At 57.7% G+C, this 26,679-nt stretch carries 28 protein-coding genes and 1 pseudogene; 9 read left to right on the top strand and 20 right to left on the bottom strand.

Annotated features, from left to right (window positions below; all coding sequences use genetic code 11):
* Window positions 1-168 precede the first annotated feature (168 nt).
* Window positions 169-486 (top strand): annotated as a pseudogene (locus VSR68_RS32980) (Tn3 family transposase); the annotation flags it as partial.
* Between the two features lie 82 nt (window positions 487-568).
* Here the strand turns inward: VSR68_RS32980 and VSR68_RS32975 are convergent.
* The 14 genes from VSR68_RS32975 to VSR68_RS32910 form a co-directional block, all read right to left on the bottom strand.
* On the bottom strand, window positions 569-2,032 hold the full coding sequence (locus VSR68_RS32975; RefSeq protein ID WP_342943769.1) for an ISNCY family transposase: 1,464 nt from the start codon (window positions 2,030-2,032) through the stop codon (window positions 569-571).
* A 305-nt stretch (window positions 2,033-2,337) separates the two neighbouring features.
* Complete coding sequence (locus VSR68_RS32970; RefSeq protein WP_342943768.1) at window positions 2,338-2,529, bottom strand: hypothetical protein; 192 nt, start codon at window positions 2,527-2,529, stop codon at window positions 2,338-2,340.
* Window positions 2,530-2,590: 61 nt separating this feature from the next.
* The gene (locus VSR68_RS32965) at window positions 2,591-2,890 is read right to left on the bottom strand and encodes a hypothetical protein (protein WP_342943767.1); all 300 of its coding nucleotides are present in this window, start codon (window positions 2,888-2,890) and stop codon (window positions 2,591-2,593) included.
* Between the two features lie 280 nt (window positions 2,891-3,170).
* Complete coding sequence (locus VSR68_RS32960) at window positions 3,171-4,025, bottom strand: toll/interleukin-1 receptor domain-containing protein (protein ID WP_342943766.1); 855 nt, start codon at window positions 4,023-4,025, stop codon at window positions 3,171-3,173.
* A 37-nt stretch (window positions 4,026-4,062) separates the two neighbouring features.
* Window positions 4,063-5,754, bottom strand: coding sequence for an AIPR family protein (locus VSR68_RS32955; protein ID WP_342943765.1), 1,692 nt, complete (start codon window positions 5,752-5,754; stop codon window positions 4,063-4,065).
* Between the two features lie 172 nt (window positions 5,755-5,926).
* Window positions 5,927-6,469 carry a hypothetical protein gene (locus VSR68_RS32950; protein ID WP_342943764.1) on the bottom strand — a complete coding sequence of 181 codons (543 nt, stop codon included), beginning with the start codon at window positions 6,467-6,469 and terminating at the stop codon, window positions 5,927-5,929.
* 29 nt (window positions 6,470-6,498) lie between these two features.
* Window positions 6,499-7,356, bottom strand: a complete 858-nt coding sequence (locus VSR68_RS32945) for a hypothetical protein (RefSeq protein WP_342943763.1) — start codon at window positions 7,354-7,356, stop codon at window positions 6,499-6,501.
* A gap of 96 nt (window positions 7,357-7,452) precedes the next feature.
* Window positions 7,453-7,680: a hypothetical protein gene (locus VSR68_RS32940; RefSeq protein ID WP_342943762.1), complete on the bottom strand. Its 228-nt coding sequence runs from the start codon at window positions 7,678-7,680 to the stop codon at window positions 7,453-7,455.
* A 23-nt stretch (window positions 7,681-7,703) separates the two neighbouring features.
* Window positions 7,704-8,150: a hypothetical protein gene (locus VSR68_RS32935; protein WP_342943761.1), complete on the bottom strand. Its 447-nt coding sequence runs from the start codon at window positions 8,148-8,150 to the stop codon at window positions 7,704-7,706.
* 12 nt (window positions 8,151-8,162) lie between these two features.
* A complete protein-coding gene (locus VSR68_RS32930) occupies window positions 8,163-8,375 on the bottom strand; it encodes a hypothetical protein (protein WP_342943760.1) in 213 nt (70 codons plus the stop codon).
* A gap of 109 nt (window positions 8,376-8,484) precedes the next feature.
* Complete coding sequence (locus VSR68_RS32925; RefSeq protein ID WP_342943759.1) at window positions 8,485-8,715, bottom strand: hypothetical protein; 231 nt, start codon at window positions 8,713-8,715, stop codon at window positions 8,485-8,487.
* A 79-nt stretch (window positions 8,716-8,794) separates the two neighbouring features.
* Window positions 8,795-9,250 carry a hypothetical protein gene (locus tag VSR68_RS32920; RefSeq protein ID WP_342943758.1) on the bottom strand — a complete coding sequence of 152 codons (456 nt, stop codon included), beginning with the start codon at window positions 9,248-9,250 and terminating at the stop codon, window positions 8,795-8,797.
* An 80-nt stretch (window positions 9,251-9,330) separates the two neighbouring features.
* Window positions 9,331-9,621, bottom strand: coding sequence for a DUF2471 family protein (locus VSR68_RS32915; protein WP_342943757.1), 291 nt, complete (start codon window positions 9,619-9,621; stop codon window positions 9,331-9,333).
* 172 nt (window positions 9,622-9,793) lie between these two features.
* Window positions 9,794-10,048, bottom strand: coding sequence for a hypothetical protein (locus VSR68_RS32910; protein ID WP_342943756.1), 255 nt, complete (start codon window positions 10,046-10,048; stop codon window positions 9,794-9,796).
* A gap of 928 nt (window positions 10,049-10,976) precedes the next feature.
* On the opposite strand from VSR68_RS32910, the gene VSR68_RS32905 reads away from it, so the two are divergent.
* The 5 genes from VSR68_RS32905 to VSR68_RS32885 all read left to right on the top strand — a co-directional run bounded on the left by VSR68_RS32905 (window position 10,977) and on the right by VSR68_RS32885 (window position 19,972).
* Complete coding sequence (locus tag VSR68_RS32905; RefSeq protein WP_342943755.1) at window positions 10,977-11,936, top strand: SOS response-associated peptidase family protein; 960 nt, start codon at window positions 10,977-10,979, stop codon at window positions 11,934-11,936.
* A 386-nt stretch (window positions 11,937-12,322) separates the two neighbouring features.
* The gene (locus VSR68_RS32900) at window positions 12,323-16,078 is read left to right on the top strand and encodes a hypothetical protein (RefSeq protein ID WP_342943754.1); all 3,756 of its coding nucleotides are present in this window, start codon (window positions 12,323-12,325) and stop codon (window positions 16,076-16,078) included.
* Window positions 16,079-16,251: 173 nt separating this feature from the next.
* On the top strand, window positions 16,252-17,562 hold the full coding sequence (locus VSR68_RS32895; RefSeq protein WP_342943753.1) for a type II restriction endonuclease: 1,311 nt from the start codon (window positions 16,252-16,254) through the stop codon (window positions 17,560-17,562).
* Window positions 17,563-17,636: 74 nt separating this feature from the next.
* Entirely contained in the window at window positions 17,637-19,010 is a 1,374-nt protein-coding gene (gene dcm, locus VSR68_RS32890; RefSeq protein ID WP_342943752.1) for a DNA (cytosine-5-)-methyltransferase, read from the top strand.
* Between the two features lie 59 nt (window positions 19,011-19,069).
* The gene (locus VSR68_RS32885) at window positions 19,070-19,972 is read left to right on the top strand and encodes an abortive infection family protein (RefSeq protein ID WP_342943751.1); all 903 of its coding nucleotides are present in this window, start codon (window positions 19,070-19,072) and stop codon (window positions 19,970-19,972) included.
* Window positions 19,973-19,988: 16 nt separating this feature from the next.
* Here the strand turns inward: VSR68_RS32885 and VSR68_RS32880 are convergent, their stop codons facing one another.
* Window positions 19,989-20,765, bottom strand: a complete 777-nt coding sequence (locus tag VSR68_RS32880; protein ID WP_342943750.1) for a hypothetical protein — start codon at window positions 20,763-20,765, stop codon at window positions 19,989-19,991.
* On the bottom strand, window positions 20,762-20,953 hold the full coding sequence (locus VSR68_RS32875) for a hypothetical protein (protein WP_342943749.1): 192 nt from the start codon (window positions 20,951-20,953) through the stop codon (window positions 20,762-20,764). Before VSR68_RS32875 ends, VSR68_RS32880 begins: the two co-directional genes overlap by 4 nt.
* Before the next feature lie 861 nt (window positions 20,954-21,814).
* Between VSR68_RS32875 and VSR68_RS32870 the strand changes: the two genes are divergently transcribed.
* Complete coding sequence (locus VSR68_RS32870) at window positions 21,815-22,258, top strand: hypothetical protein (RefSeq protein WP_342943748.1); 444 nt, start codon at window positions 21,815-21,817, stop codon at window positions 22,256-22,258.
* A 53-nt stretch (window positions 22,259-22,311) separates the two neighbouring features.
* Here the strand turns inward: VSR68_RS32870 and VSR68_RS32865 are convergent, their stop codons facing one another.
* Complete coding sequence (locus VSR68_RS32865) at window positions 22,312-22,569, bottom strand: hypothetical protein (protein WP_428983640.1); 258 nt, start codon at window positions 22,567-22,569, stop codon at window positions 22,312-22,314.
* Between the two features lie 142 nt (window positions 22,570-22,711).
* Here VSR68_RS32865 and VSR68_RS32860 point away from each other — a divergent pair, with 142 nt between their 5' ends.
* The gene (locus tag VSR68_RS32860) at window positions 22,712-24,031 is read left to right on the top strand and encodes a hypothetical protein (RefSeq protein WP_342943776.1); all 1,320 of its coding nucleotides are present in this window, start codon (window positions 22,712-22,714) and stop codon (window positions 24,029-24,031) included.
* A gap of 270 nt (window positions 24,032-24,301) precedes the next feature.
* Here the strand turns inward: VSR68_RS32860 and VSR68_RS32855 are convergent, their stop codons facing one another.
* Both VSR68_RS32855 and VSR68_RS32850 read right to left on the bottom strand, forming a co-directional pair.
* Complete coding sequence (locus tag VSR68_RS32855; RefSeq protein WP_152765322.1) at window positions 24,302-24,505, bottom strand: cold-shock protein; 204 nt, start codon at window positions 24,503-24,505, stop codon at window positions 24,302-24,304.
* An 855-nt stretch (window positions 24,506-25,360) separates the two neighbouring features.
* On the bottom strand, window positions 25,361-25,564 hold the full coding sequence (locus tag VSR68_RS32850) for a hypothetical protein (protein WP_342943747.1): 204 nt from the start codon (window positions 25,562-25,564) through the stop codon (window positions 25,361-25,363).
* A gap of 200 nt (window positions 25,565-25,764) precedes the next feature.
* Between VSR68_RS32850 and VSR68_RS32845 the strand changes: the two genes are divergently transcribed.
* Window positions 25,765-26,172: a hypothetical protein gene (locus VSR68_RS32845; RefSeq protein ID WP_342943746.1), complete on the top strand. Its 408-nt coding sequence runs from the start codon at window positions 25,765-25,767 to the stop codon at window positions 26,170-26,172.
* 41 nt (window positions 26,173-26,213) lie between these two features.
* Here the strand turns inward: VSR68_RS32845 and VSR68_RS32840 are convergent, their stop codons facing one another.
* Entirely contained in the window at window positions 26,214-26,603 is a 390-nt protein-coding gene (locus VSR68_RS32840) for a hypothetical protein (RefSeq protein WP_342943745.1), read from the bottom strand.
* Between the last annotated feature and the right edge of the window lie 76 nt (window positions 26,604-26,679).

Raw genomic sequence — 26,679 nt, 5'->3', positions numbered from 1 at the left:
AAGAGTACGCATCTCTTCGAGCGTGTTGTGAGCCAGGCTCCGGCCATCTCGTTTCATGGGCGACGCTCTCAATAGCAATCGCTCAAGCATAGGTCATCTGTCCGCAAAATTCCTGACTTATGAGTAATTCCTTATCGCGACAGAACCGACAAAAACGCCACACAGCAGGAAAGCTTCTACGCGAAGCTGCCGCTACCCGACATTGCCGACATCATCCGGTTTGTGAATGAGCGTTGCGGCTTCCTGTCGACGATGACGCCCCTGCAACCCCGTTACGCGAAGAAGATCGCCGACGCGGACAGCTTGATGGCGGTGATTATTGCGCAGGCCACCAATCTCGGCAATCTCGCCATGTCCCAGACCTGCGATATCCCGTATCACACACTCGACGAAACATATCGCCAGTACTGCCGTCTGGCCACACTGCGGGCTGCCAACGACCGGGTTGCCAACTTCATCGCACAATTACCGATCTTCGAGTACTACATTTCTATTTAGCGGAAACCCGACATTTCTATTTGGGACCTACAGCCGTTGTCTCCGCCAAGTTCAAATGTCGCGTCTCCCGCTAAATAGAAATGTCGGGTTTTGCTGTGCTTTTTCTTATGTTTCTGGGGTGGGGCGGCGCAGCCGCCCCCCGTTCCCGCATTGATTTGGCACTGACTTCCAGAACAGCATGATTGAGGTCGGCAACGTCAATCGCCCGCTGTTTCTTCAGCCCGATGAGTGCCTGCTTCGCCCGAACCTCTTCACCGCAATGCGTACGTGATGGCGAGCCCGATGCGCGACGCTCGTCACGCAGGGCCTGAATCTGCCGTGCCACCTCGAGCGCGCTAGCCAGTCGCTTGTTCTCCAGCTCCGCACCCTGATCGATGCGCGTGATGCGATCGTATTGCCGGTACGGCAGCGCGACACCGCTGGCCTGGATCTCGATCACGCCATCGGGATATTCAACGACCTCGACGTACTCATGGATCAGCCCACGGCAATCAGGCGTGTCATCCAGCAGGTACATCACGCGGTCGTACTGCACGGTCAGCGCACTGGAGACCTTGCGCGGCACGCGATACGCGAGGATCTGGCGCAGATCCTCGTCGGCCCGCAGCAGCCGGTGCGCGTCATGATCGCTCCTGGGTGGCTTGCCGAACCGCCGGTTGAAGTCTGCGATGAAGGAGGGCGCATACGCATTGGCCGCCTCCCGGGTGCTGATGCCGCGCAGCCGCAGCTCCTTCACGAGACGATCCTGCAGCGTCAGGTTGGCCCGCTCGACGCGTCCCTTGGCCTGGCTCGTGTTCGCACAGAATGCGTCGACGTTCAGTTCGTACAGGGCCCGGCCGAACTGCGTGACGCCTTTGCCCGCCGTCTGCGCGCGCTGCTTCACGTAAAAGACGCTGGCCTTGTCGCTGTAGAACGCCACCGGCTTGCCGTGCGCGTCCAGATACTTCGCCAGCGCCTCAAAGTAGCTGAAGGTCGACTCCGTCGCCGTGAAGTGCAGCGCCATCAGCCGTCCCGTCGCATCGTCGATGAACACCAGCAGCGTGCACGCCGGCGCCCGGTCCTCGAACCAGCGGTGATCGCTGCCGTCGATCTGCACCAGTTCGCCCAGGCACGCGCGGCGGTTACGCGGCTGGTAGACCTTCGGTGGGCGTTCCCGGCGCGGTACCCACAGCCCCGCGGCCCGCATCAGCGTACGCACTGTCTCGACGGCCAGCCCGATGCCATGACATTCGCGCAGCTTCTCGCACGCCAGCGTCGGCCCAAAATCCGTATAGCGCTCGCGGATCAGCGCCAGCGCCCGCTGTGCCTTGCCGGGTGGCAGCTGATGGTTGCCCGGACGGCCACGCTTGCCCGACACCAGTCCGGCCACGCCGGCCGCCTCATAACGCCGCACCAGCCGCTCGACCTGGCGCACGCCCAGTCCCAGCCGCTGAGCCGCCTGGCCCGGCTTGAGCCGGGCCTCGGTCACCGCCTGAATCACCTTGAACCGGTCTACCTCGCGCATCGTCATCGTGATCGTCCCAGTCGCGTTCATCGCCGGCGCTCCCTGATGGCTGTCCGGCGCTCAAACTACCCGGAACACGACATTTCTATTTAGCGGAAACCCGACATTTCTATTTGGGACCTACAGCCGTACCGTTGATAATTCGCTTTATGTAAAATCGCGAAGATATCCTAAACATATAAGTTCGCCCTGTTATTCGACCTTGATTGTTCCTCGCATCACCAAGGTGTCAAAGTCGGCACGAACCTGACGGAGCAGCGCCCTGACACGATCCACGTCCGACGACGAGAACACACTTCGACCTTTCATTACCCCGCTCCGGTGTTTTCCAGTGCTTACTGCGACGCGGCGAATCGCCTGCGCAAGTGGGCGCGCAGTTCACTTTCGGTCGAGGCATCGACGTCCTTGCCCGCGTCAAACCAGACATCTGCGTAGGCCTCCGCTCGCGCCTCATTGACCCCTTCCTCTGAGGCGAATTGGCGAGCTATACGCCGTGCGTGGTCAATGTCCTGCACTTCGTTCGTCATCTGCTTCTCCCGTTTTCCGAGTGTTAGTCGCTCAGTTCCAACTTGCGCGAGAGGTGCGCCGCTAATCGGGGGGCGTTCGTGCGATGCTCCACGCCTGAAGCAGTCCATCAAAGGACGGGGCCGCAGGCGCGGTCTTGAGCGCCGGTAGGGCCTGTCCGGTCAGCCGGTATTGAACTCTCTCGTTCGGTCTGGCGCCCGGTCGCTTGATTCGCTCCAGCACTCCATGCCGTACACCGTACTGAACTGCATCTGATGCATCGCGCGAATTCATCACGCCATTGGCCACGATCTGAGCAACAGTCGCGGGTTGATGCTCACGCAACCAGCGAACAAGTTTCTCAACGTTGCCGTGTGCTTTCATCGTTGCGCTCCGTACGACAACCGGTTTTCCTACCCGACGAGTTGCAAAACGGTGAGAAGCGACTCGAGCGCTTGAATGCCAACAGCAGCAGCTGCGAACCCAGCTCCGCACGCGTTATATCGGCCAGCCTTGGCGAACGCCTCCGCTTGCTGCATGCCCGTATCCCAACCGGTCGGGATCTTTATCCGAGCCGAACAGCCCCAAAAGAATGCTGACAGTGCCCCGAAGGCCATCGTAGAGATTGCAAATACCGTTTGCATGTTGTTTTCCCCGAATTTTCCTAACCACCGGCAAGAACAGACTTCATCTGTTCGAAGGTCGTACGTACCAAGCCCGTGACGTTCGTCAAAATATCGCGGCCGGTATCCTGCCCGAGGCGACGAACCCCAATGCGAGCCTCGTAAATTTCATCTTGCGCAGCGCCATTAAACTCAATGTGCTTGATCCACTCTTCCTCGTCATCGAGCACAGGCCGAACGTCATCTCTTTTGCTAAGGTAAGCCACCAAAGCCTCCATAGCGACGAACCGCATTTTCGTCTTGCCTCCCTCTTTGAGCACTTCGAGAAGCCGTTCATTTGCGATCGCATTCGGGATAAGGGCGATTTCCGTCAAAACGGTGTAGGGCTGATCCTTGTCTTGCTGAACATAAGTTAGAAATATCCCTATTTGCCCGTCACGTTTTCCGCTCCGAATTGACCAGTCTGTGTGATTATCGGCGCTTACTGATCGTGCCAGCGATGCGTTCGAGATTTTGGCGACCCCTTCGAGTACGGTACGCAATCCCGCGTCAAAATCCGTTCTGAAGTCCGCGTAAAATTTATCGCGGAGAAACATCGGCACAGCGCAGTCTTCTAGGAGAATTGGCATCACTACAACGCGCTTCTCGTCCAGTTCTCGAAAAAGTCCAGCTGTTAGTTCCTTTTTGCACCACTCCGATTCCACCGAAGCTTTCGACAGGACAACCAGCAAGGCACTAGCGCCTTCAACCGCACTCTGAACCTTATCGATCAAGGAGTCGCCGAGCGACAGTTCCCAGCGATCCAGCCAAACATGGACTTTCTCACGGACCAACTGGCCGGCCAAATCATCGACGAACTCGCGGTTCGCGTGGGAGTAGCTGATAAAGATTGGCATGTGTTTTCCGTGGTATTTCGACCCGAACTAGACACCTTCAGACCATCGCAAGCATTTCGCCCAGAATCGCCTGACGCTTGAGTCGGTCAGTGGACACCTCTCCCAAATCTTGACAAACACGGACGATCTTTTCAAACACGTCCGTTGCTGGTTGGCCGTGTTGTCCCATTACGTCGATAATCTTTTGGGCCGCCTTCTCAACCTGCTTTGAGTTTAACGGCAGGATCTCTGCACCACACAATATCGCGCGCACCAACGGCATCATGTGCCACTTAAAGCGCTTCATGTTTTGCGGGACAGTGCTATTTCCTACCAGCAAGTTAAACCTGTACATCGTCACACAAGCGGCATAGAACACCACTTCTTTCGTGGAGTCTGCGAAGATTACCTCTGTTAGCTCCTCGTACATTTGCTTGGGATACCGCGCGGCTAGTTCGGGCCGGTTGCAGAACATGGCTGCGACGCACTTGGCCGCGTTATGCAGGGAAAAAATTCTGGTCGCCGGAATGTCTTGACCGACGTACTGCCGGTCCCTACGTTCCAAATACAGGCGACTCTCAGCACGGTCATAGGTGTTGTAGTACTGCTCGACTCGCTTGATAATCGGTCTCAACGACAGGAATTGCGTGTCTTCGACTTTTGTCTGGCTGTTGGTCGCGCGCACCAGTTCGGAAAACACGTCCTCAAGCTGTGTCTTTACGACCTTGATGTTTACCATGATGTCACCGAGAAAATCACGGTTCTCAAAGAGGACGTTCGACGTCTGACAGCCGTTCACAATCTGATAGTTCGTCAGATGCAGCGTTGTGCCCTGAAGCTTTACGTCGGGGCAGACTATTGTGATGCCATTGTTAAGTACCGGGAAGCGGCTTGCTGCGTCTGAGGCGAGTGTTGCAGCTATCGACTGGTTCACTGGGTTATCGTGGCCTAAGAACGAGCGAACGTTTTCCTCGAAAACCTGAGTTCGTAGGTTGCCATCCTCAGTTACAAGCAAGTTGCTCACGAAGTCACTGGCGCGTACCACGGCGAGATAAGCCTCATCAATCCCGGCGATGTTCGGGAGCGCTGCAGTGCTGAACGCCGGCAAGCTTGAGTTGATACCTGAATATGTCCCGACCCATAAACGGGTCAGTTCATCGCGATCAATGAACCGCACGTCGATATCATGAAACAGGCCGAGCGCTGCAAGCTGGGCCAGAAAATCGGTGAGGGCCGTCTCAAGCGCATGAGGCTTTTGATATTGTCCAGTGGTGACGAAGCGCGCCGTAAGCGATGGTTTGCCGTTGCGCACCTTAGGTACTTCTTTCAGGACAGTGTCGAACATCTGTCGGGCTTCGGACAGCACTTCATCAGTCGCCGCATACGGTGTCTGCGTCGCAAACCGAAGGATCCCCTCTTTGAATTTGAGAAACTCACCAAGATCAAAGCTCTCAGAGCGTTTCGCCTGCACGAACAGAACATCGACGTCGTGATTTCGGCGCTGGGATCCGAAGATCGCTTGCGCATCCTCGACGGATGCCGTCACTACTTCATCGATCACGATCGCCACGCCGTCCATTCCTTCGTCACCCGGCCCCGTACATACGTCATCTAGATCAAATGCGGCACTGAAGCGACTGGAAAGCACGCAATAGGTCGCGAACTTCTCGAACTGTGTAGCTTCTTCGTCCGCCTCGAGTCCAAAGCTCTTAACGAAGCTTTCCAAGTGCGCTTTCACGATCCGATGCATATGTGTCTCCACGAGAAGCAAGAATGTTTACTGGAGCCGGTTGATCGGCTGACGCGATCAGCAGGTGCGGACAGCATGACAAGTCACATGTCCATTTCGGTACTATTTATCCACGCTGCTAAGTCAACTGCCCGGGACCGCGTTCGTCATACTTCTTCATGTTGGTGTTTTCCTAAACCTTTCTACTGAAGACGGCATCACACCCCTTCCACGTGCCGCCGTCAGGCCCCAGCTCATCCGTGTAGCCGCGATCGAGGAACCATTGCAAGGTATCGAGCCATTCACCCATTCCGTCAATGCCAATGGTCCGATAGGCGTCTCCGGCTTCATTGCGCAGCGCGATTTGCATGCGCGGGTAGGTGGCCCATTCTGCAACGGTGGCGATCTTCAAGCCGCGTACAATCTCATGATCGAATGACGCGACCGCGACCCCAGCCACAAGTCGACTTTCCAACGCTGCTTCTCGCTTTGGAATGCGCTCTTCCGAGACAAACCGTGTGGTCATTTGCCCCCATCGAATATCCATAAGTAGCGCTTCGGCATCATCGAGCAGTTGCTGGTCAACGGTAGGTTCGGACGCAATCTTATTAATTGCTTCGAAGACGACTTGGTGACTACGTTCGACAACTTTGCGAGTTGCTCGTACCTTCCCTGTTGCAACAGCTTCGTTGTACTCCTTTGCCAGCGCCAGAAGCTGTTCGCGTATTTCTGTCATCTCTTCACCTTTTCCCGTAATTTTCCGATCTAACTTGCTGCTGGGGGCCCCTGATCGGCTGGATATGAGGGTGACATATGCTCGCCCGTCACACGCCACCGAGCCGCGATCGCGGCTGCACGAGAGTCTGCGTCTAGCAACGCTGCACCATTCGGAAACAACCTGACGTGATCAGCGACAAAAAAGCTAAGTATAGTAACAAGCATGCTCATCAACCCTCGCACCATTCGACGCTGTTGGTCTAGTTCAAGCGTCTGTGAGATTTGCAGAATGCTCAGCCAACTGGAATGCGAATAACCGCAGAGATACCCATACGCATTGCGAATATATTGCGGATGGAATCCGGCTCCGACACCGATCTCGACCCAAGATTTCCCCCCTCGCCACTCTCCGTTGAGGATCCGCTTTTGCGCCTGCTTATCACATGCCTTCCAGCGTATGTGGCTCTCAATTGCTGCCTTCAACTCTGCTTGTGAGACCCTCTCGTCAGCGATTTTGCGCCTGCCTTGTTCCGTCGTCGGAACCATCTTCTGGCGATCCGCAAACCCACCGTACTTCCACAACAGATGTCGAAATCTTCGCACGTCTGGGTCGTCTTGCCCGTACACGTGAGCGAATGTCAGGTACGTCTCAAGAGCTGCGCGCGTGAGGACGAAAACCGAACTGTGATCGACATAAGACTCGGAATCTAGTCCTCGCGATACGTACGGGACTGGATTTGCTGCGTTTCGAATCGAACATAGATGCCGGTAAAACTTGATGGCAAGAACTTGGGCATCATTCATCCAGACAAGATTTGAAGGGATTGGCACCCCCGCCATCGCGTGGATCAGACTGGCAAAGAAGTCCAGTAATCTCTCGAAGTCATCATCGACGTCGAAGTGCACGGTCGCCCTCCATATGCGCGAGCAATAATGTTTTCGTAAATACCGTAAGCCCACCGTCGGCCACCTGCGATTCGCGGATTTTTCTAGCTGTTTTCCCTAGCCGTCCTGCGCTGGCGATCGCGCCGCGTTCACGACACGTCGAATTTCGCTATCTGCTGGCTTTTCAGAATAGTGCGACAGATTGATCACTGTGACGCCCTCCGTCACATCCTCGAAATTTTGTGCGTCAAGCGGGCCGAAATGGCTCACGCCGAAGGGCGTGATATCAGCAAGCATCCGCCCCCCTGGAGTGCTGTATGCCACCATGTAAGCCTTATCTTCCATGCTTTCCTTGTTTTCCGACCAGTCTAATTAGTGACGGCAACGATAGCGCTACATGCCGCCCTGACGTTATCGATTTGCTTTTCAACTTCGTCGCGAATCCGTGAATCCGCCAGTTGCGCGCTATCCGAGGCCATTTGGGTCACCTGAGCCTGACAAAGCATCAGCATGGGCTCGCCAACCGCTTTTAAATCAACTGGCTTGCCACTGCCACGATGAACCAACCCTAAAACACCTTCTAGCGCCTGTAGCGCATACTCGACTGTTAGCTCAGAACCATTGATGGACGCTAGCTGAACAGAATCGTCGTTATGACCAACAAAGTGAATGCGATCGAGCATCGCGTTCCGTGCGGTGATCGCATTGTCGATATGCAACCGTTGCTGTCGCAGCACTTCACTTGGCGAAGCGGCAACAGCGCCGTTAGCGATGAGTGCGAGCAACGCCGCGAATGCGATAGCCTGATTGCGCATGGGTTTTCCTGGTTATTTCGATGCGGCGGCCTCAGCGGCACGCACGTCATGCAGTGTCTTTCTTGCAGGCTCGAACGCTTCGAGACCATTCCCGGCCCCGTCCGTCCCGTACAGAACGATTCGAAGCACGTCGAGCGTGCGAGCGGTCGTCGTCGTATCCCAGCCCTCGTTCACAAGCTGACTTCCCAAATCGCAAAGCTCGTCCTCTGCTTCCTTGAGAGCCAAGCGCAAGATTTTTCAATGTCGTTAGAGCCTGCCATCGCTTTTTCCTGTCCTGTTTATCGACGTACATGCGCCGACCTTGAAACAGACTATGCCGTAACCGGCTACGGTGTCAAGCTTTTATACCCGGCTCGGGTAGCTGCTGCACAAGGTACTTCAGTGCAGCCCGCCGCGAACCTTTAAAGCTCGTCGCGGCCAGCGCATCGAGCTTCGCCAGTTCGTCGGCGTCAAGATGCGCCTCGACGCGTCCACCGCCCGCCTCGGCCAGCGCCTTGCGCTGCCGCTCGACGCGATCCTTGCCCGTATAGTCGTAGTTCGTCGGAACCTGCTTTCTCGAAACCATTTCGTACCTGCAATAAAGGCCTCAGACGCGGCCTGAGTCGATTCACGGTTGCCCGGCACGGCGGGCAACGATGAAGCGGCTACTCAATCACATCCATCTTCGCGTGGACCGCGTTTGCGAGAGCCAAACTGAGCTTGCGAAGGAATTCCGCCTGCTCATCTGGCACGACGCAGTTGCTCCCGTAGAACCCTTCAGAATTCATGCGGGTATTGCCGAGTTCGTCAAAAAAGGCGGCGCACACGACTTCCCCATCTTCTCCGCTGTACGTTTTCTCAATGAATCGGAGTCGGCCACCGAGTCGGGTGACGGATGTACCATCCTTCAGCCACACGTGGTCATAGCGCATCACGAGTGTTCGTCCATGCAGATCGGCATACACGGCCCCATCCGTTTCCCGAAAACGAAGTCCGATATTTTGGAGTCCACCAGGCAATGCAAGCGAGAGTAGTGTCTGCCTGGCCGAGGCATACGCCTTGTCCAAAGTCAGCGCGCGTTGAGCTGCGGCGACCGTTCGCGAATACTGTAGATCCAACATGAGCGTTTTACGTCCTATAGCGAAAAGCCGGCTCCCGGCCGACCGTGCGGGGCGCTCGCGCGCCGGTTAATTTTCCGTTGTCAATTGACACGGTTCCACTCGGCGTAGATCGCGCCAAACACCGTGGGAACCACCTCGTGTCCCTCAAGCGAGACCGGCCGATCGTCTTTGGGATAGCCCATCGCGGGCGACGCCCGAAGCATGCCGAGCATTCGAGCGCTGTGTTTGCCCGTGGCGGCGACCTCATCGAGGATTTCCGCCTCGATCTTATGAATCAGCGCCCATGTGAGTGTTCCAGCCGCCCGGTGGCGTCGCACGGCCGCAGGCACAGCCGCTTTAAGATCCGCGTCAGCGGCGTACATCGCGTCCATTCTTTCTCCCTCTTATGTCTGGCCCACGCGACAAGCGCGAGCGTTTTCCGGTGTTAGTCGCTCAGTTCAAACTTGCGCGAGAGGTGCGCCGCCTGCGCCACCCGTAGCTGCGACTGGCGATCTCCTTCCGTCAATGTCGCAGGGCGTCCTCGACCCCGTTTCGCTTCTGCCATCAAATCACCCCACTAACAATCGACGCCAGCCGCACAGGATCGCCCTCAATCAGCTTTTTAACGGCAGCTAGGCTGGAAACTCCAATCAATTCTTGGATCAGCTTCAACGAGCGCCCGTCGCGGTGCAGGCGGACGGCGAACGTTCGCCGGGCAGCCGATGCGTTGCCATTTTCGATCCCAGCTTGTTGGTGCAATCGCCGCATGATTTCGGCCAACGTTTCACACGAGTAGCTGACGGCACCTGTGCCGGTCACGCGTCTCGTGAATGCGAACGGCTCACCCCTCACCGGTCAGGAAGAGAGGGCTTTGTGGATCAAGGCCCCTGAATGCGGCGCGACTGGTCGTGATAGCTTGGCGCTTCGCGAGTCGGAGCGAGAGATATTCGTCAATCGCCGCGCACGTCTTTTGACTCGCCCATACGAGCGGTCGGCCCTTCCCGTTGAAGGCAATTTCTGGCCGCACTGTTGACTCGACCCGAACCTCACTGTTCGGCTGCAAGTAGTCGCTAACAAGGAGCTTCGCCGCCTCGTTAGGCATAACGCCCGTACCGTAGAACACAAGCAGAAGCGCCACGTCTCGAACCGAATTTTGGCCTGTGATGCTCGCGACTTTGAGAGCATGCCGAAGCTGATGAGACTCGATAACGGGTGGTTTCGGCATCCTGTAATAAACACCAAAAGCGGTTTCATTACGAGACAGTATGCCCGCTCCATATGGCCCGTGCAATCGGCAAGCCTTCGCCGTTGCAGACTTCCTCGGAAAAACCGGCAGGCGAAAGAAAGCCGGCCCGCAGGGGCCGGCGAAGTGATCCTGCCCATTCCGAGGGGCCGGGGCAGAACCTGAGAGAGGTGACAGGATACCGGCAACCATCGGACGGCAATCCGTCGAAAAGACGGTCGATCTGATGCCGTTTCTCTTCATTACCAGCCGGGCCGCTGCGACCCGCGCGCCTTAATTCCGCCCTGCCCCCGCGAAGACGCGCCGGCATTGATGCGCACCGCAATCTCGCTCGTGCGGTCGCCCGGTTACGCTCGAATGGGACGGCGGTGTGACCTTTGAGACTTCGAAGGACTAGCAAGCCTGTTGCGCGGCTCGAAGTCCCGGTTGTGTTGCGCGAAATCGGGCCACGAGCCTTTAGTCACCGAGTCCGGATATCATGACCGCCTCACTCTGAGGCAACCTATGTGCTATTCGGCCCAGATCGAGGCGGACTACAAGAAGTACGTCAGGACGTTCGGCGCGCGGATCAGCATCCGCGAGTTTGCGCAGCTCTACTGGCAGCGATTGCAGGACAGCACGATCCGCATCCCAAAGGCAGTGGACGCATGGTTTGCCGCGCCACAGAGTGACGAAGAACTCCGCATCGTGGAGCTGATCGATTCCTTCAACCAGGCGCAGACAGAAAAGCTCGAGCAGGAACTGTTTGAGCAGCGCACTCGCCTCGCGAAGGCCGAACGCGCGTTGCAGGCGAAGACGACCAAGTCGGCCGCTGAAAGCAAACGTATTGCAACCAACAAGATCGACGCGACGCTTCGGCGCATCGATGATGTTCAGCGGAAGGACCTGCAAGAGCGCGACGCACGCTTTTTCCCAAGCGGATATGCGCCGGTGATCGTCATGGAGAACGGTGAGCGCGTGATCAAGCCGATGCGATACCTGTGTCGGCCAGCAGGCAAGCCTGCATCCTATGACAAGCGATACCCCGGTTCGTACAACGCTCGCTCCGACAACCTTGAAGGCTACTGGAAAGGACTCTTCGGCCGCTCTCACGGCCTGCTGGTAGTGAATGCTTTCTTCGAGAATGTCCGCCGTGCTGCGATGGAACACCGTGAGTTAAGGGATGGCGAGCAGGACGAAAACGTCGTTTTGGAATTCAGGCCAAACACGTCAGAATGCATGCTGGTTGCCTGTCTCTGGTCGCACTGGCAGTCACCCGGCGAACCGGACCTCTTCTCCTTTGCCGCGATTACCACTGATCCACCGCCCGAAGTGGCAGCAGCTGGTCACAACCGCTGCATCATCCCCATTAAGCCGGAGAATGTCGACGCGTGGTTGAGTCCACAACCGGGCGACCTTGCGGCGCAATACGCGATCCTCGACGATCGTGAACGGCCCTACTACGAACACCGACTGGCAGCCTGACGTCAACGGTGCGATCTGGGCGTGCAGCGTGGTCCGAGCGTTAGACCCATATCATCCGAAGCTGGGCAAGCCTTTGGTCTCGACGGGCATGCAGGATGCATGTCGGCCGCCCTATGGATTACGACGGTCAATTGATCAGTTTCTACGTAGAAATTCAATCATTTTTGCACAGACACATTGGCGTCGTACCCACAGCCCACGACGGTCCACTCCTTGACAGGCTCGAACTAGATGGAGCGCGAAGCACAAGGTAAGTATCTATGCGTAACCAGATCGTCTCGCGAGAAACCTTGGCCAAAAATCTTGGGCGCTTCTCCGGATGATCCGACCAGTGCCAGCGAACCCAAAGTTGTAGAATCGGGCGATCGCTTATTACATCCAGCTTTATGTTTGATATCACGGACGATCACATTGCCCGCCTAAACGATGTTGACCTTCGCGAACTCGTAGCTCGCCTATGTGAAGCGGAACTCGAAAGTCTGGAACTTTCGCCGGCGGCAGTCACTTGGGGCGGCAATCAGACTGCATCTGATGGTGGATTGGACGTGAGAGTTGCACTGCCGAACTCCGCAGCGATCGATGGATATATTCCTCGCTTGCAGACGGGCTTCCAGGTTAAGAAGCCGGACATGGCCCGTGCGTCTATCCTCCAAGAGATGCGACCGGATGGTGAAATCCGCCCCGCCATTGCTGAACTCGTGCGCGCAGCGGGAGCCTACGTCATCGTCAGTTCCGCGAGTTCGGTGTCAGACAGCGCATTGCGGAACAGACGTAATGCCATGATCGAAGCGCTGGACGGCGTCGCCGACGCTGCAAATCTTGCGACGGATTTTTACGACCGCCGACGGATGGCCTCATGGACGAATCGTCACCCTGGGCTCGTTGCGTGGGTTCGTGAGCGTGTCGGCTCGTCTGTAAGCGGCTGGCGTCCGCATGGAGCATGGAGTGCCACGGCTAAAAGTGCCGGCGCCGAATACCTTATGGACGATACGTTGCGTGCTGATCTCGACACGGCGGAAGGGTTTCAGACTTCTGCCAGAGACGCGCTCGATGCCATCAGTAAGGATCTTGCGGCGCCTCGAGCGGTCGTTCGACTGGTAGGACTTTCCGGGGTCGGCAAGACACGATTTGCACAGGCGCTGTTCGATCGACGCATTGGCACTTCGTCGCTACCAGCGTCGCTCGCCATCTATACGAATTTGACGGACGAGCCCGATCCCCCGCCCGTGGCGCTGCTCACCAACCTAATAGCAAACGGCAAGCGCGCCGTACTTGTCGTTGATAATTGTCCGCCTGATCTCCATGAGCGCTTGACCGAAACTTGTAGGCGTGAGAACAGCAAGGTGAGCCTCCTGACCATCGAGTACGATGTCCGCGACGATCAGCCAGAGGGGACGCACGTCGTTCGACTCCATCAGGCGTCGGCCGGTCTCATCACCGATCTTATCCAAGGGCAATTTCCACACCTTTCTAGGGTGGATTCCGAGACCATTGCCAGAGCCGCCGGTGGAAATGCCCGGGTCGCGCTTGCACTCGCAGAAACTGTCGAGAGAGGGGGGTCGGTTGCTGGCTTGTCCAATGAGGCGCTCTTCGATCGTCTTTTTCGGCAGCGCCAAGATCGGGACAATGACCTCCTGCGCACCGCACAAGCCTGCGCGATGGTGTATTCCTTCGACGGAGAATCGCACGACGGGGAGTCGGCCGAACTCCCTCGCGTCGCAGCCCTCGCTGGACAGACATCCGAACAGACCTATCGGCATGTGAACGAGTTGCTTAGGCGGGAGCTCGTGCAAAAGCGCGGCGTGTGGCGCGCCCTCCTGCCCCACGCTTTGGCAAATCGGCTCGCATCTCGCGCAATTGAAGACACGCCCTACAGTCTTATCGAAGAACACCTTCTGACTCATCCGCGTCTGGCCCGGTCGTTCTCGCGCAGACTGTTCTATCTTCACGAACAGCCAAAAGTTGTCGCAATCGCAGACAACTGGCTTGCTCCTGACGGATGGCTCGGAAGTGTCGCCGAGCTGAACGATCTCGGCCGCGCAATGTTCGAGAATATCGCGCCGATCAGTCCTGAGGCTACACTCACTGCACTCGAGCGCGCGATGGGCGGAGGCGCATCGACACAGTTGCGCTACTGGACGCGCCGAATCAACATACTTCGGGCCCTCGCCTATGAGCCCGCGTTTTTCCGCCGAAGCGCAGAACTTCTTGCCAGGATTGCGACCGAGCCGGACAAGACCGCTGCGGATGCCTTCCTCTCGTTATTCCAGATCAGATTGTCAGGTACATGCGCGCCGATTGAACTGCGGCTCGAAGTTATAGCAACACTTCTGCACTCGTCAGAGGAAGCTGCACGCAAGCTTGGCCTCGATGCGTTGAACCGAACACTTCAAACGGAGCACTTCAACTCGTTTGGCCAGTTCGATTTTGGCTCGCGCTCACGCGGCTACGGACTGCATCCCTCAACAGTCGAAGATATCGCAGGATGGTTCCACCTCGGCCTCCGATTGCTGGATGAGGTTGCGTCGACCACTCCCAGTTTGGCGACCCCGCTGCGTACTGTACTCACACAGCGGCTACGCGGCCTCTGGAAGTACGGATACGTGCATCTTGAGGTCGATGCACTTATGCGCAAATTCGCAGTCGGCACCTTTTGGCCTGATGGCTGGGGCGCCTGCCGCCAAGCGCTTCACTTCCTAGCCGACTCGTCCGATCCGCACCTCTCACGCCTGACGGCGCTCGAGCAAGCCCTCCGTCCCATCACGCTCTCGGACAAGGTTCGTGCGATCGTTCTCCACGAAGGCAACACGATTCACGTCGACGCCTTGCTCGACACGGATGGTCCCACTGAGACATCGCACGATCGGATCAAGGCAGCGGCGTCCAGTCTCGGTGAGTCTGTTGCAGCCGACCGCGCAACGTTCGAAGAGTTGCTGGCAGAGATGTTGACGAAGGGCCGATGGGCTTTCCCTTTCGGTCGGGGTCTCGCGGCCGGTTCGCGCAACCGGCGCCGCACGTGGATTTGTTTCGTTGAGCAGCTCACTGAACTTCCGGCGGAGCGCCGGCGGATCGACGTGCTCTGTGGATTTCTGGCCTGGCTGTGGGAAAACGAGCGATCGCTTGCCGACGAGCTGCTCGATGCAGCGGTGGACGATCCCACACTACGCACTGCGTTTCCTTATCTTCAAGCTTCCGTCCAACTTGATGAGCGCGCGGCAAAGCGCCTCGGCACCGCTCTGGATCTCGACATCGCAGAGATCGGCTCGTATTCCTGCCTTGGACTCGGGCGAACGACAGCCGCATTGCCCGCGGATGCGCTACGCGATCTTCTGCTCGAGATCGCCGCACGCCCCGGTGGACCAAACACGGCGTTGAACGTACTGTTCATGCACATCTGGGGAATCGACCGCACGGCGGCGCTTCCGCCCGAACTCGTCGACGCTGGGAAGCGGATACTTCCGCAAGTCGAGTTCAGCGAAGATACAGCGCACCGCGACATGGAGATTGCGCATGTTGCGAAGAATGTGCTCGGCATGCCTGACGCCCATACCTCTGCCGTCGATTTTATGGACCGGTTTGGTAAGGCTGTTTCGCAACGACGAGCCTCATGGTCAGACTACACCGACACATTACGCGTGTTCTTTGAGCTACATCCTGAAGCAGTTTTGGATGTCCTTCTCCAAGCCCCGCTGATTCAGTACGCAGTCGAGACCTTTGCAGAAAGTTCCAACCGACCAAACCCGGCAGACGCGATCTCCTCTGAGCAGTTGATCGCGTGGTGCGAAAAGGAGGCCGAGCTCCGCTATCTGCAGGCTGCTCGTATTATCGGCTACTCAAAGAGCGACGAGGACGTAGGCGGACTAACTTGGTCAGAGCAGGCGGCGGCCCTTTTGAAGCATGCCCCAGACCCCATCGCCGTGCTTCGAATTTTTGTTGAGAAGATGAGCCCGTATAGCTGGTCTGGTTCGAGAGCCTCGATCATCGAGTCTAATGCAAAGCTATTGTGCAAGCTTGACGATATCTTGCCCGAAACCATAATGCCCTCGGTAAGAGAAGCACAACGTCAGTTGAATGAACACATTGCCGTCGAACGAAGAAGCGAAGCAAACGAAGCGCGCATCCGAGATGAGACGTTCGAATAGGATGGCGTGTCTTTCCAGCCCACGGCGCGAGCTAGGCCGGCCCCTCTGACGAAGCACTCTGCGAGGCCGCCTGTCCTTCCGTACGACTCGATAGGTCGACGTTACCCGCCGCGATTTGCTTCGAGGCCGCTGTCGCCGTTGCAGCTGACCACATATCAAAGAAAGGAAGAGCCATGCAGGAAAGCCAGAGGGACACGATCGAGCACTGGATGCGCCGAAGCACGCGCCTCGCGATAAAAAAGCTGGCACGAAATGACTGCCAGTGGGCCGACAGCCGAGACAGTCATCAAAACGGTTTTTATGTACCACGTTCGTTGATGGACCAATCATTTTTCCCGCCAACGACGCAGCGTCTGGACAAGCCGCATATCTGGGAAACCGCACTGCCAACGCTATGGATTGCCTCCGGTGAGACGAGGCGGTCGCGACTGGTCCGCTACACGAACAAAGGGCGCGAAACTCATTTCACGGGCGTGCCGAAGGAAGAATTTGCAAGCCTCAACCCCGCATCGTTGCTACTGGCGGGCATGCTCGTCGAACCGCAATCTGGCGCAACGTACTGGTTTGTCGTCGTCGACTCGTTGACAGATGACGCAGAATGGCTAGAGACGCTGTACAACATCGGCGCCGATTTTGAGGCCGATATATTCGACGTCGCTGACCCTGCCGCGCAGGAAGCGAACAACACTCTGGCACTGCAGCACGAACTTGAGGCGGCAATCGCGTCCGGGACCCTCGACGAGTTCATCCGAAGCGCCGCCGTGATGCCGCATCCTGCCGCCATGGCGCATAGCGCACAAGAGGAATGGAAGCGTCGTACTGGCGTCGCAACGCTCGATCCTTACCAGCTAGCCGAACCCGGTGACGCCATCATGCAGATTAGCCGTGACGTCGAATTCGAGTTATTCAAGAAACTGGAACTACGACACCGCGCGGCACAGGTCATCCAGCTACTTGGCACCGATGGGCCTGGTGGCCTCGCCGGCGCGGTGGTGCGGGGCTTTGCGCAGTTGAACGCGATCTTCCTCAGCGCCAGTCAGGTACGCAAGTCGCGCGCTGGTCGATCGTTCGAGCACCATATTGCGGCCATGCTGTCGGAAGGCAATATTCACTTCCTACCGCAAGCTGTCCGCGGCTCAACTCGACCAGATTTCGTTTTGCCCACGCTTGATCGTGTCCTCGCGGCCACGGGCATCAACGACGAAGCAATGATCCTGTCCGCGAAAACAACACTGCGGGAGCGTTGGAAACAGGTGAGTCTCGAACAGGTGAACTGCGCCTTTTTCCTTGCGACGGTTGACGACCGTGTTTCCGCCGATGCAATCGACGCGATGGCCGCGCAGGACATAGTCCTGGTTGTGCCCGAATCGCTAAAGCTTTCCAACGACACTGTCTACAAACCAAAGACGAACGTCATCACGTTCAACGACTTCTTCCGCCACGAGATACGCCAGCGGCGTTCGTCGCTGATCCGCTCGGCGTAACGCTTCACCGGAACAGCCGGTCGACGCAGATCGGCCTACCCGCTGGGTCAAATGAGTGATAGGATGTCACGCATTTGACCCAGCATAACGAGAACATGAAGAACGCCAGCGACGACCTTGATTTGATCCGCCGGATCCTTGAGGTCTACGACCAGAAACAAGTTGCCGAAGTTTTGAACGGTGTTTCACCTGACAGCTGGTGCCGCGAAACGATCAACCGCTGGATCAATGGCAAAGCATCACCCAAGCTCGACCGCAACGAATCTGCGGCTCTGCAGAGCCTTTTACCCAAAGCTTCGTCGAAGCTCGCAGCACCCGGGTTTGATTTCATTGACCTCTTTGCTGGCATCGGCGGCATCCGGCGTGGCTTTGAGGGGATTGGCGGCCGTTGCGTGTTCACGAGTGAGTGGAACGAGCAAGCGGTACGCACCTACAAGGCGAACTATTACAGCGACCCGAAATTTCACCGCTTCAATTCCGACATCCGTGAGGTCACACTCAGCGATCGCGAGGACGTCAGTGAAGCTGACGCGTACCGCCATATCGACGAAGCGATCCCCGATCATGATGTTCTGCTCGCGGGCTTTCCCTGCCAGCCATTCTCGATCGCGGGTGTCTCAAAGAAGAACGCGCTAGGTCGCGCTCACGGGTTCGAGTGCAAGACCCAGGGAACTCTATTCTTCGACGTCGCACGAGTACTTGCCGCCAAGCGTCCAGCAGCGTTTGTACTGGAAAACGTGAAGAACCTCAAAAGCCACGACAAGGGGCGAACGTTCAAGGTCATCATCGAAACGCTCCACGAGCTTGGCTACTGGATCAGCGACGTCGATGCGAGCGGTGCTGAAGATCCCAAAATAATTGATGGACAGCACTTCGTACCGCAGCACCGTGAGCGAATCATCCTCGTCGGCTTCCGCAACGATCTGGGCATCCACGAAGGATTCACATTGCGGGACATCGTGCGCCACTTCCCAAAGAAGCGCCTTACGCTCGGCGACCTCCTGGAGCCCGAAGTCGACGACAAATATGTCCTAACGCCCAAGCTTTGGGAGTATCTGTTCGATTACGCGATCAAGCACAAGTCGAAGGGCAATGGTTTCGGATATGGTCTCGTCGGGCCGGACGACGTCACACGCACCCTCTCGGCCCGCTATTACAAGGACGGCTCAGAGATCCTCGTCGATCGCGGCTTCGACTCGTCGCGTCCAGTGCGTGACTCGCAAAACCTACTTCATCGGCCGCGTCGCCTCACGCCGCGTGAGTGTGCCAGACTGATGGGCTATGATCGCCCCGATGGAAGCGCGTTCCGCATACCAGTGTCCGATACCCAAGCCTACAAGCAGTTTGGCAATTCGGTCGTGGTGCCAGTCTTCGCTGCCGTCGCCAAGCTGATGCGCTCGCGAATTCTTCAGGCGCGCGCACGCGCTGCTCTCGCCGAAGCAGCCTGAAAAAACGGGCCAGCTAGGCCCGTGGCCCATATCGACCAGTTGCTGCCAAGGAGCGGCCTTTGAAAATCAGCCAACTGACCCGCCGCGACGTAATCGACGCGATTATTGCCGAGAAAATGAACTGGTCCGGGCGCTTGGAGGAATCTGAATTTCTGTCGCGCATCTACGTTCTCGAGAACGTGCCATCTACAGACGGCCGCTTCAAGAATGCGGCTGGCGATATCTGGCAGCATCGCGTAAACAATTTCGATTGGGATGATGACTGGGTGTTCTACGACAGCCGCTTCGGCCTTATGAACGGCGACGATGAAATCTTCCTGCGATTCTTGTGCGAGACTCTACACCCGGTAGTCCGCTCAGATGCAACCGAAGCCGACCGCATGTGCCAGCTGTTCAATCAACATCTCCAGGCAGATGGCTTTGAGCTAGTCGAGCGTACGCGCCTGTCGGGTCGCCCGGTCTACGTTGGACGCTTCGTGGGAATCGTATCTACCCCAGGTGTGTCTGCTGCACGTGATACTTTGGCAGGTACGGACCCGAGTTACGTGGCGCAACAGATCACTCGCATGGACGCGGCGGTACTCAACGATCCCGGCCTCGCAATCGGGACGGCCAAGGAACTGGTGGAAACTTGCTGCAAGACGATTCTTAGTGAACGTGGCGTTGCTCACTCCAAAAACGCCGACCTTCCTGAGCTGGTGAAGCTGACCAGTAAGGAGTTGGAACTGACACCTGACGACATTCCGGAGAGGGCAAAAGCCGCGGAGACCATCAAGCGGTTACTGAGCAATCTCGCGACAATCACCCAGGGCGTTGCAGAACTGAGAAATCATTACGGCACAGGTCACGGTAAAGCCATGGGAGCGAAAGGGCTACAGTCCAGGCATGCGAAGCTCGCTGTTGGCGCAGCGTCCACACTAGCCGTGTTTCTCGTTGAAACACACGGCCATCGACCAAAATAGGAATGGTGCGAAGACGTCACGCGATCTGCTTTTCAGGGCCAAGTGACAGGTAGGTCACGTTGAGGGTCTTGATCTCTTCGTACCGGAGCACGAAGACGTCACCTGCGATCGGATAGAAGCGCGCCTTTGCCTTGTCTTCAACGTACTTTGCGCTGTCTACGTCGTACTCTCGGTCACTTTCGAGCTTGCGACGCTGGGCCTGCACGAGAAGTAACCGATCGAGCTGACCATCGGCGTTCACTTCATAGTCGTCGAGGACGCCGGTGTACAGATAGGAGCCTTCCTTGAATTCGACCACTGCAGCCACCGTCGCACCGTCAATAGCGTCTTCTTTCGGGTGGTCGAGGCCGGAAAAGAGGTAATACCACGGAGCATCGCCGCGCGCCCAACCCGCGAGTGGATGGCCCGCACGGTCAAGCTCCAGCCATTGAACCGCCAAGCGCCAAGCCATCGCGGCTACAAGCGCGATTACACTCGTCAGGGCGAAATACCCGGCGCCAGCCATCGGATGCATGTTGAGCCATGCAAGGCGACCGTTCAGATCCGACAGCGCACTCGCACCGCCAACGAGCAGGCGAATCACATCGCCGAACTCGATCTCATAGCCGAACTGCTGAACGCTTAACGCGACGACCGCATTGAAGACTGCCGCGCACAATAGCGCCTTCAGCACGACCGAACTGAAAGGCGCGTGATCGAACGTGTGGACTTCGTTGCGCTGGAAAAACTGGCGGAAGATGAAACCGGGGAGAACAACGAGAAAGAGGAATACAGCGGGAAATGCTACGTTCATGCTCCCGACCCGGCCACCCGGACGAGCTTGGGCTGATAGTAAACAGAGTTACCCTTCGAATCCTTGACGGTGATTTCGACGTTGCTCGGTTCGACAAGTGAAGCTGACGCCAGAAACACGCGCAGCTGCTCGGCGGCCTTCGGGTCCTTCAGGACTTTTTCGAGACGCTTGCTGCGGACGACTTTCATGGATAGCTCCCTACGCGGATGACTGTAATGGTATATGAGGCCGCCGGAAAACGCAGCAAGAGCGAGAACGAATCCGATAAATGGGGTTGCTACATTGCGACGCTGCGGCCGTCGACGTCGCCACTGACTCCGTCGCCGGGCCTCCGCTAGCGAGTAGTTGTCGCCGAACTCTGGCGCCCCGGAGCATCCACGCCCCGGCAAACCGACGATCTGGTTTCCGCTCGCACGCCCATGCTATCGCAGCCTTCAGGCGGCAGCCCGCTGTTACGCGGTTGCCTAGGCGCAGACGCCCTCCCTTGGCGCTTTGGCCGACGTCAGATTACACCCCGCGCGCCCACCGCTCACCAACAAAAGTTGCGTGAGCGAATTTGATTGACGCGTCAATGAATGTCCGGAAATGAAGGGGTAGCCCCAATAGGCACCCCTTCATTTGGGCAAGGTGTCGTCGCATTGATGAATGTGGGTATGAAAGCCACAACTTTCGTGCCCCTTCATTCCTGGACAAACGGTGAGCGAGTCTGCCCGCACTCGTGTTACCCCGCTTCCGTGACTGGCGAGCCTGAAAGCGGTCTCCCGTGGGGACCCCCGGAAGTGACCGCGCGTGAGCACACACAAAATCGCTTTGGGGACGGCAAAAAGGTGAGCTAGAATCAGGTGCATTCTTCACCAGCGGATGGCTCACCATGCAAATGGAAAGCTGGGTCGGGACGATTGAGCGTGAATGGCACCAGTTGCGTGGCGCCGACCCGTCCCTCGATGTTGAAAAGTTTTGCAGGCATGTGCTCGCCGCAAACAAGACCGGATTCCTGTCACCCGAATCGCTCGCCGCAATCGCAAATGCGCTTCTTACCAGCACGCTGGATGGAGCAGCTTATTCTGGGCCGCTGGTTGCTCGAGCGCATTGGTGTGAACCGCCACCCGGCGTGGCGGGTAGCCATGGCCATTTCTCTCGTGACGCCCACAGGCGGTGAGGCGGACTTTGAGACTGGAAACGCGATTCTTGACGATGTGATGAAAGATGAAACCGCGGACAGTCGTCTGCGCGGCATGGCTGCCGCTGCGCTGGCCGATAGCGCACGGCTAGGACGGGGAATGCAGATTGATGTGAGTCGCGCGCGATCGCTCTACGAGCAAGCCATTGAACTGGGACACAAGGCCGCGGCACTCAATCTCGGGCTTTTCTGGGAAGGCCTGTGGGGTGCCGTCGACGACAGATCCGTCCCGGACCGCACGAAGGCCATGCAGAGCTATCGACGCGGCGGAGATGACAAACATTGCCAGCGCCGCCTGGAACTGCTTCGTTGAGGTTTGACGGCCCGCGAGTCGTGCGGCAGGCGGATTTCAGGCTGCACCCGGCGTCAATTGATAAAGGCAAGATTACGGAGAAGAGACTCTCCGTCCTCCGTGATGCGAGGGCGTACTGCTCCTCCCGCGAGTCGCTCCAGTGCGACAAGCTGGTGTTCAAGCAGCGCACCAAGTTCTTCCCGATCCGCGATGTGATCGACGGAATGCTTGGCCAGCATCAATGTTGCAAATTCGTGGGCACTCAGCACGGGATGCTCCTGATGCAACGAGAAAAACGCCCCGCTCAGGTTTTCCAGCGACGGGCGCTGCACGATCACCCACGACCGTGGGCTGACTACCGAGGGCGGAAAGCTTAATCCCGAAATGTGACAGCATGAGGACGGCGTCAAATGCCGACATCGCCTCATCTATAATCAACATGTCCAGAATCAACGTCGCATGGAGTCCTACTATATGAGTCAAACCCGCAGGCGATATGCGGGATCTCGTGACAGCGGCCAACGCCCACCCCGCCACGAGAAAAAATCTCCAGCTAACCGGCAGGGGCGACCGTATGTGAAGGCGCCCTCTCAAGACACGACCGATACTGCCTCCATTTTCAAAACACGATCCTTCCGGTTTCTGGTCGATGCGGTGGGCGCAGAGAATATCGCGATTGCACTTGAATCCAGCATGACGCGCGTGACCGAGCTGATGAACGGCGAGAGATTCACGCCCGAGACCGCGTTTCACATGGAAACCGCGCTTGGGTTGCCGCATGGCTTTTTTGACCAGCCCAACCCTGCGCTCGCGGACGAGACCATCGTTCGTCTGAAGTCACCGCTCGACTTCGTTCAGATCGATGAAGGATTCGACGCAGAGTCCGAAGCACTTGAGCCGGCTCCTGCAGGGACCGTCAACCAGCAACCAGTTCCTGAGAATGGTTCGTCCAAGGAAGGGCAAATGCCAAAGAAAGCAACTGGCGGTTCGTCGAGAGCCGTCAAGAATAGTCGAAGCGAAATGCCTGAACCGCTGAAGGCTTCGCGTCTGAAAGATAAGACGTCTGTTAAAACACCGAAACAGCAACCGCTGGCATTGAGCGACAGCGCCGAGGCGGAGAATATCCGACGCGCTAACCTCCGCCTTCTCACCAGTCGCAACGGATCGAAGGTGCGACTTGGCGTGGTCATGGAGATGAGTGGGTTCAACATCGCCGATCGGCTACATGGCAAGAAGCGCATGGACGCTGTCGAAGCAAACCGGTTCACCCAGCGGCTCGGTTTGCCGACCGGGTGGCTGGATACACCACGCTCCGAAGGCGAAATTCCAGAATCGGTATCGCATATGCTTGCGCCTGCTCCGCGTGGTCGTGTGCCCGCTAAGGAAGATGAGCCGCTTGCGGCCGATGCGAAGCTGGATGCACAGGCGAACGTCCCGCGCGTTCCAGATGATCCGTTGCAGACCGATACGGCAAACGGGAACGAGACGATCGTCGTCCGCCCGCAACAACCGGTCTATGCCATGCCCGGCGACCACGCTGGTCACTCACTTGAAGCAAATGGTGCCGTGGCCGCGGCAGATGCACCGGCGAACCCTGAAGCGCCTGTCGTTTCAGGAATGCCTCAGCAAATGCCTGCGCCACTTGCCTTTGCTCCCGTGACGAGCCTGGAGAATCTTCATGGCATAAGGCCGATCGCGGAAGCATTGCTCAAGACGCTGGCAGGTAAAGCACGCACGGGGCGATTGGACGAACTCAAGGCCCTGGAGCTTCTGCAGCAAGCGGTCCTATTGTGACAAGCTGTTAGCGTCCACGGGTCCGCGCACTGGCCACGAAAATCGCCCGGGACTCAGGGGTTGCAACCGGGCCCTCTTTGGGCGGGCAGGACGCACCCTGAACCGCTTGATACTTTCATTTCGGAGAAGCGTCGACTCGCGGCGCAGACCCATGCCCGGCCCCTGCAAGCCGGATCGTCGCTGCAACGACCTTTTCGGTACCGATCATCGGCGGCATTCAAAAAACAAATGGCCTAAACAGGCCATTTGTTTCGCCGCAACCTGAAGACCTTATTGTGGCTGGATGTTCGCTGCCTGCTTGCCCTTCGGGCCTTGCTTTACTTCGAACGACACCTTCTGGTTTTCCTGAAGCGACTTGAAGCCGCTCGACTGGATTTCCGAGAAATGTGCAAACAGATCTTCCCCGCCGCCGTCCGGCGTGATAAAGCCAAATCCCTTCGCGTCATTGAACCACTTCACAATCCCTGTTGCCATTTCCTGAATGTCCTGGTTTGATGTTACGCGTCAACGGCGCACTGCCTAACGCGAACGGCTCTTTTATCACGACTTCTGCTCCGCTCAAAATCACGAACGTGGCGCACCGAACATATCGCGCGGCGCCACGCCACCAGGGTCGTTTTTCTCTACCCGCTTTCGTCGCCAAGTTATGGTCAATCGAGATGCAGATTGCATATCAACCGGCGCGTCGGTTTCGCAAACTGCGCCAGAAACTGACGGCGACAACAGATACCATGGCTGCCATCAAAGGACGTGAGATACACAGCGGTTTTTTATGTCAAGCGGCGGCACGTCCCCTGCCCTCTGCCAGACAGGCCATGGCGGCTGATCGGCCTTACACAAAGCTTTCCATAAGGCCGACGACCTGCCCGTCAGCTCACGCCTGATGTAGAAGTCTTTGATCTACCCCCTCACTTGCTAGCGGGAACTTGTCCCGCCAGGGCAGCAAAGCGTTAAGCGCGCGCACAACCCTCGTCACGGAATTTTCAATATCGTAATCTGCACAGTGCGTGCATTCGATGCGCGACGCAAGACGTGAAGAGCCAAGGCACTCGCGCTCGCATAAGGCAGCGTTTGCGGGATTCTGAGAGGCACAAGCGCCAGCTTGTCCACTCTGACGGCCCCGCCCACGGGCCGCCGCGAATGCCTTGGCGGCAAGGTGCTCGCGTTCGCATCAGGCAGCGTGGTTTGAGAGAGACCAATGCAGCCGCGCCCACCGACTGCCGCGAACACCTTGACGAGGTCTACACGATTACCCTGTTCAGGGCCGATCGCTCAAAGCATAAAACCCTGCCGAAGCAGGGTTCTGATACTTCGCGCCGAGGCCGTGTCTTATTGCGCCGCCTCCTTGTGCGTCACGTGGTGACTCACTTTATGCATGTGCTTCGTCGTCTTGTGTGCAGGCGCCGGCGTCGTGGCGGCCGTGGCCGGAGCCGTAGCGGTGGCTGCCGGTGCGGTCGCAGCAGGTGCGGAAGCCTGGGCGAACGCGACAGTAGCAAACAGCGATGTAATCAAGGCGGCAGCAAGCTTCTTCATTGGAGTCTCCAGTGGGGGGAACGCGACGAATCATTGCGTCGTCCACTGTCAAAACGCATCGGGCCCGGGTTCGTTGACGTCAGGGAAACGGATTGTTTTGGGAAAGTCACACGCCTCTCATAAAGCGACGCGACCGGGAGCGCCGGGCGGCGTCTTCCCTGATGCCGGGTCTCTCGCGCTGCCCAGGCCGGGCAACAACCGTGGAGACGTTATCCGTTCTCCGCATCGCCGAGCGCTTCGATGGCATCGACGAGGTCCGTCAGGTCTTCAATTTCATCGAGCGCACAGATGGCCGTGTCGAGGTTGTCGATGGACACTTCCGCATTTTGCCCGGGCTCGCCGGATTGCCTGCTCGCGGACATGTTGTCGAAAGCTTCCTATTCGTCGTCGCGTACGGCTTCCAGTTCGCTCCGGATACGTTCGGCTTCCGCCTTCAGTTCTTCGACCTTGACTTTCAGCGCTTCGAGGCGTTGCCTCTGCGCATGGATGATCTTTCGCCGCCTGTCGTTCATGTCAGGTCACCACACGATAGCGGGGCGGGCTGTCCAGTCACGCGCGGGGTGATGAAACCCCGCTTGCCCAAGGATCTCCATGATGAGGACAAGTAGCCGCGTGTGAATCTTGTGGTCGCGGAAACTGCAGGCTGCACTTACCCGATGATCTCGCCGCTCCACCGGTCACGGTTGCGCCAGAACGGACAGAGCGGACAGGCTTCGCCTTCGGGATAGTCGATGCCTTCCTCATGCGGACACCCGATGATGCGATCGACGGTTGCGACCGATCGGGCACCCTGCTGTTCAATGAACCGGACGACCGCTTCGATGGTTTCCGGATCGGTCCTCGCATCGCGAGTTTCACAGAACCATCGCTCAACAGGATCGGCATCCGCACCGTCGTGCGCGACGATGCCAACCGACACCTTTGTCGCCCGCATGTCGTCGGGCCCATAGAAGGCAACGGTTGCGACCGGGTAGCCACAAAAACCCCTGCGCGCTTTTTTCGCAAGCCTGTCGCGGTACCACTGGGCCTTCAATGTCATCTCGCCTCCGTGCCTGTGCCCGGCTCATCGGTGCGACAACGGCGTCAGCGATGGTCCCAGGTCCCCGATCGTCGTG

The sequence above is a fragment of the Paraburkholderia phymatum genome, assembly GCF_038900715.1.
In the GTDB taxonomy this organism is placed as follows: domain Bacteria; phylum Pseudomonadota; class Gammaproteobacteria; order Burkholderiales; family Burkholderiaceae; genus Paraburkholderia; species Paraburkholderia phymatum_A.
This window is presented reverse-complemented; position numbering and strand designations above follow the sequence as displayed.

What these genes read in the sequence shown, in the direction of transcription:
- VSR68_RS32975 (WP_342943769.1), bottom strand. Translation starts at nt 2,032, where the DNA reads ATGAACGCGACTGGGACGATCACGATGACGATGCGCGAGGTAGACCGG.
- VSR68_RS32970 (WP_342943768.1), bottom strand. Translation starts at nt 2,529, where the DNA reads ATGACGAACGAAGTGCAGGACATTGACCACGCACGGCGTATAGCTCGC.
- VSR68_RS32965 (WP_342943767.1), bottom strand. Translation starts at nt 2,890, where the DNA reads ATGAAAGCACACGGCAACGTTGAGAAACTTGTTCGCTGGTTGCGTGAG.
- VSR68_RS32960 (WP_342943766.1), bottom strand. Translation starts at nt 4,025, where the DNA reads ATGCCAATCTTTATCAGCTACTCCCACGCGAACCGCGAGTTCGTCGAT.
- VSR68_RS32955 (WP_342943765.1), bottom strand. Translation starts at nt 5,754, where the DNA reads ATGCATCGGATCGTGAAAGCGCACTTGGAAAGCTTCGTTAAGAGCTTT.
- VSR68_RS32950 (WP_342943764.1), bottom strand. Translation starts at nt 6,469, where the DNA reads ATGACAGAAATACGCGAACAGCTTCTGGCGCTGGCAAAGGAGTACAAC.
- VSR68_RS32940 (WP_342943762.1), bottom strand. Translation starts at nt 7,680, where the DNA reads ATGGAAGATAAGGCTTACATGGTGGCATACAGCACTCCAGGGGGGCGG.
- VSR68_RS32935 (WP_342943761.1), bottom strand. Translation starts at nt 8,150, where the DNA reads ATGCGCAATCAGGCTATCGCATTCGCGGCGTTGCTCGCACTCATCGCT.
- VSR68_RS32925 (WP_342943759.1), bottom strand. Translation starts at nt 8,715, where the DNA reads ATGGTTTCGAGAAAGCAGGTTCCGACGAACTACGACTATACGGGCAAG.
- VSR68_RS32920 (WP_342943758.1), bottom strand. Translation starts at nt 9,250, where the DNA reads ATGTTGGATCTACAGTATTCGCGAACGGTCGCCGCAGCTCAACGCGCG.
- VSR68_RS32915 (WP_342943757.1), bottom strand. Translation starts at nt 9,621, where the DNA reads ATGGACGCGATGTACGCCGCTGACGCGGATCTTAAAGCGGCTGTGCCT.
- VSR68_RS32905 (WP_342943755.1), top strand. Translation starts at nt 10,977, where the DNA reads ATGTGCTATTCGGCCCAGATCGAGGCGGACTACAAGAAGTACGTCAGG.
- VSR68_RS32900 (WP_342943754.1), top strand. Translation starts at nt 12,323, where the DNA reads ATGTTTGATATCACGGACGATCACATTGCCCGCCTAAACGATGTTGAC.
- VSR68_RS32895 (WP_342943753.1), top strand. Translation starts at nt 16,252, where the DNA reads ATGCAGGAAAGCCAGAGGGACACGATCGAGCACTGGATGCGCCGAAGC.
- VSR68_RS32880 (WP_342943750.1), bottom strand. Translation starts at nt 20,765, where the DNA reads ATGAACGTAGCATTTCCCGCTGTATTCCTCTTTCTCGTTGTTCTCCCC.
- VSR68_RS32875 (WP_342943749.1), bottom strand. Translation starts at nt 20,953, where the DNA reads ATGAAAGTCGTCCGCAGCAAGCGTCTCGAAAAAGTCCTGAAGGACCCG.
- VSR68_RS32870 (WP_342943748.1), top strand. Translation starts at nt 21,815, where the DNA reads ATGGAGCAGCTTATTCTGGGCCGCTGGTTGCTCGAGCGCATTGGTGTG.
- VSR68_RS32860 (WP_342943776.1), top strand. Translation starts at nt 22,712, where the DNA reads ATGAGTCAAACCCGCAGGCGATATGCGGGATCTCGTGACAGCGGCCAA.
- VSR68_RS32855 (WP_152765322.1), bottom strand. Translation starts at nt 24,505, where the DNA reads ATGGCAACAGGGATTGTGAAGTGGTTCAATGACGCGAAGGGATTTGGC.
- VSR68_RS32850 (WP_342943747.1), bottom strand. Translation starts at nt 25,564, where the DNA reads ATGAAGAAGCTTGCTGCCGCCTTGATTACATCGCTGTTTGCTACTGTC.
- VSR68_RS32840 (WP_342943745.1), bottom strand. Translation starts at nt 26,603, where the DNA reads ATGACATTGAAGGCCCAGTGGTACCGCGACAGGCTTGCGAAAAAAGCG.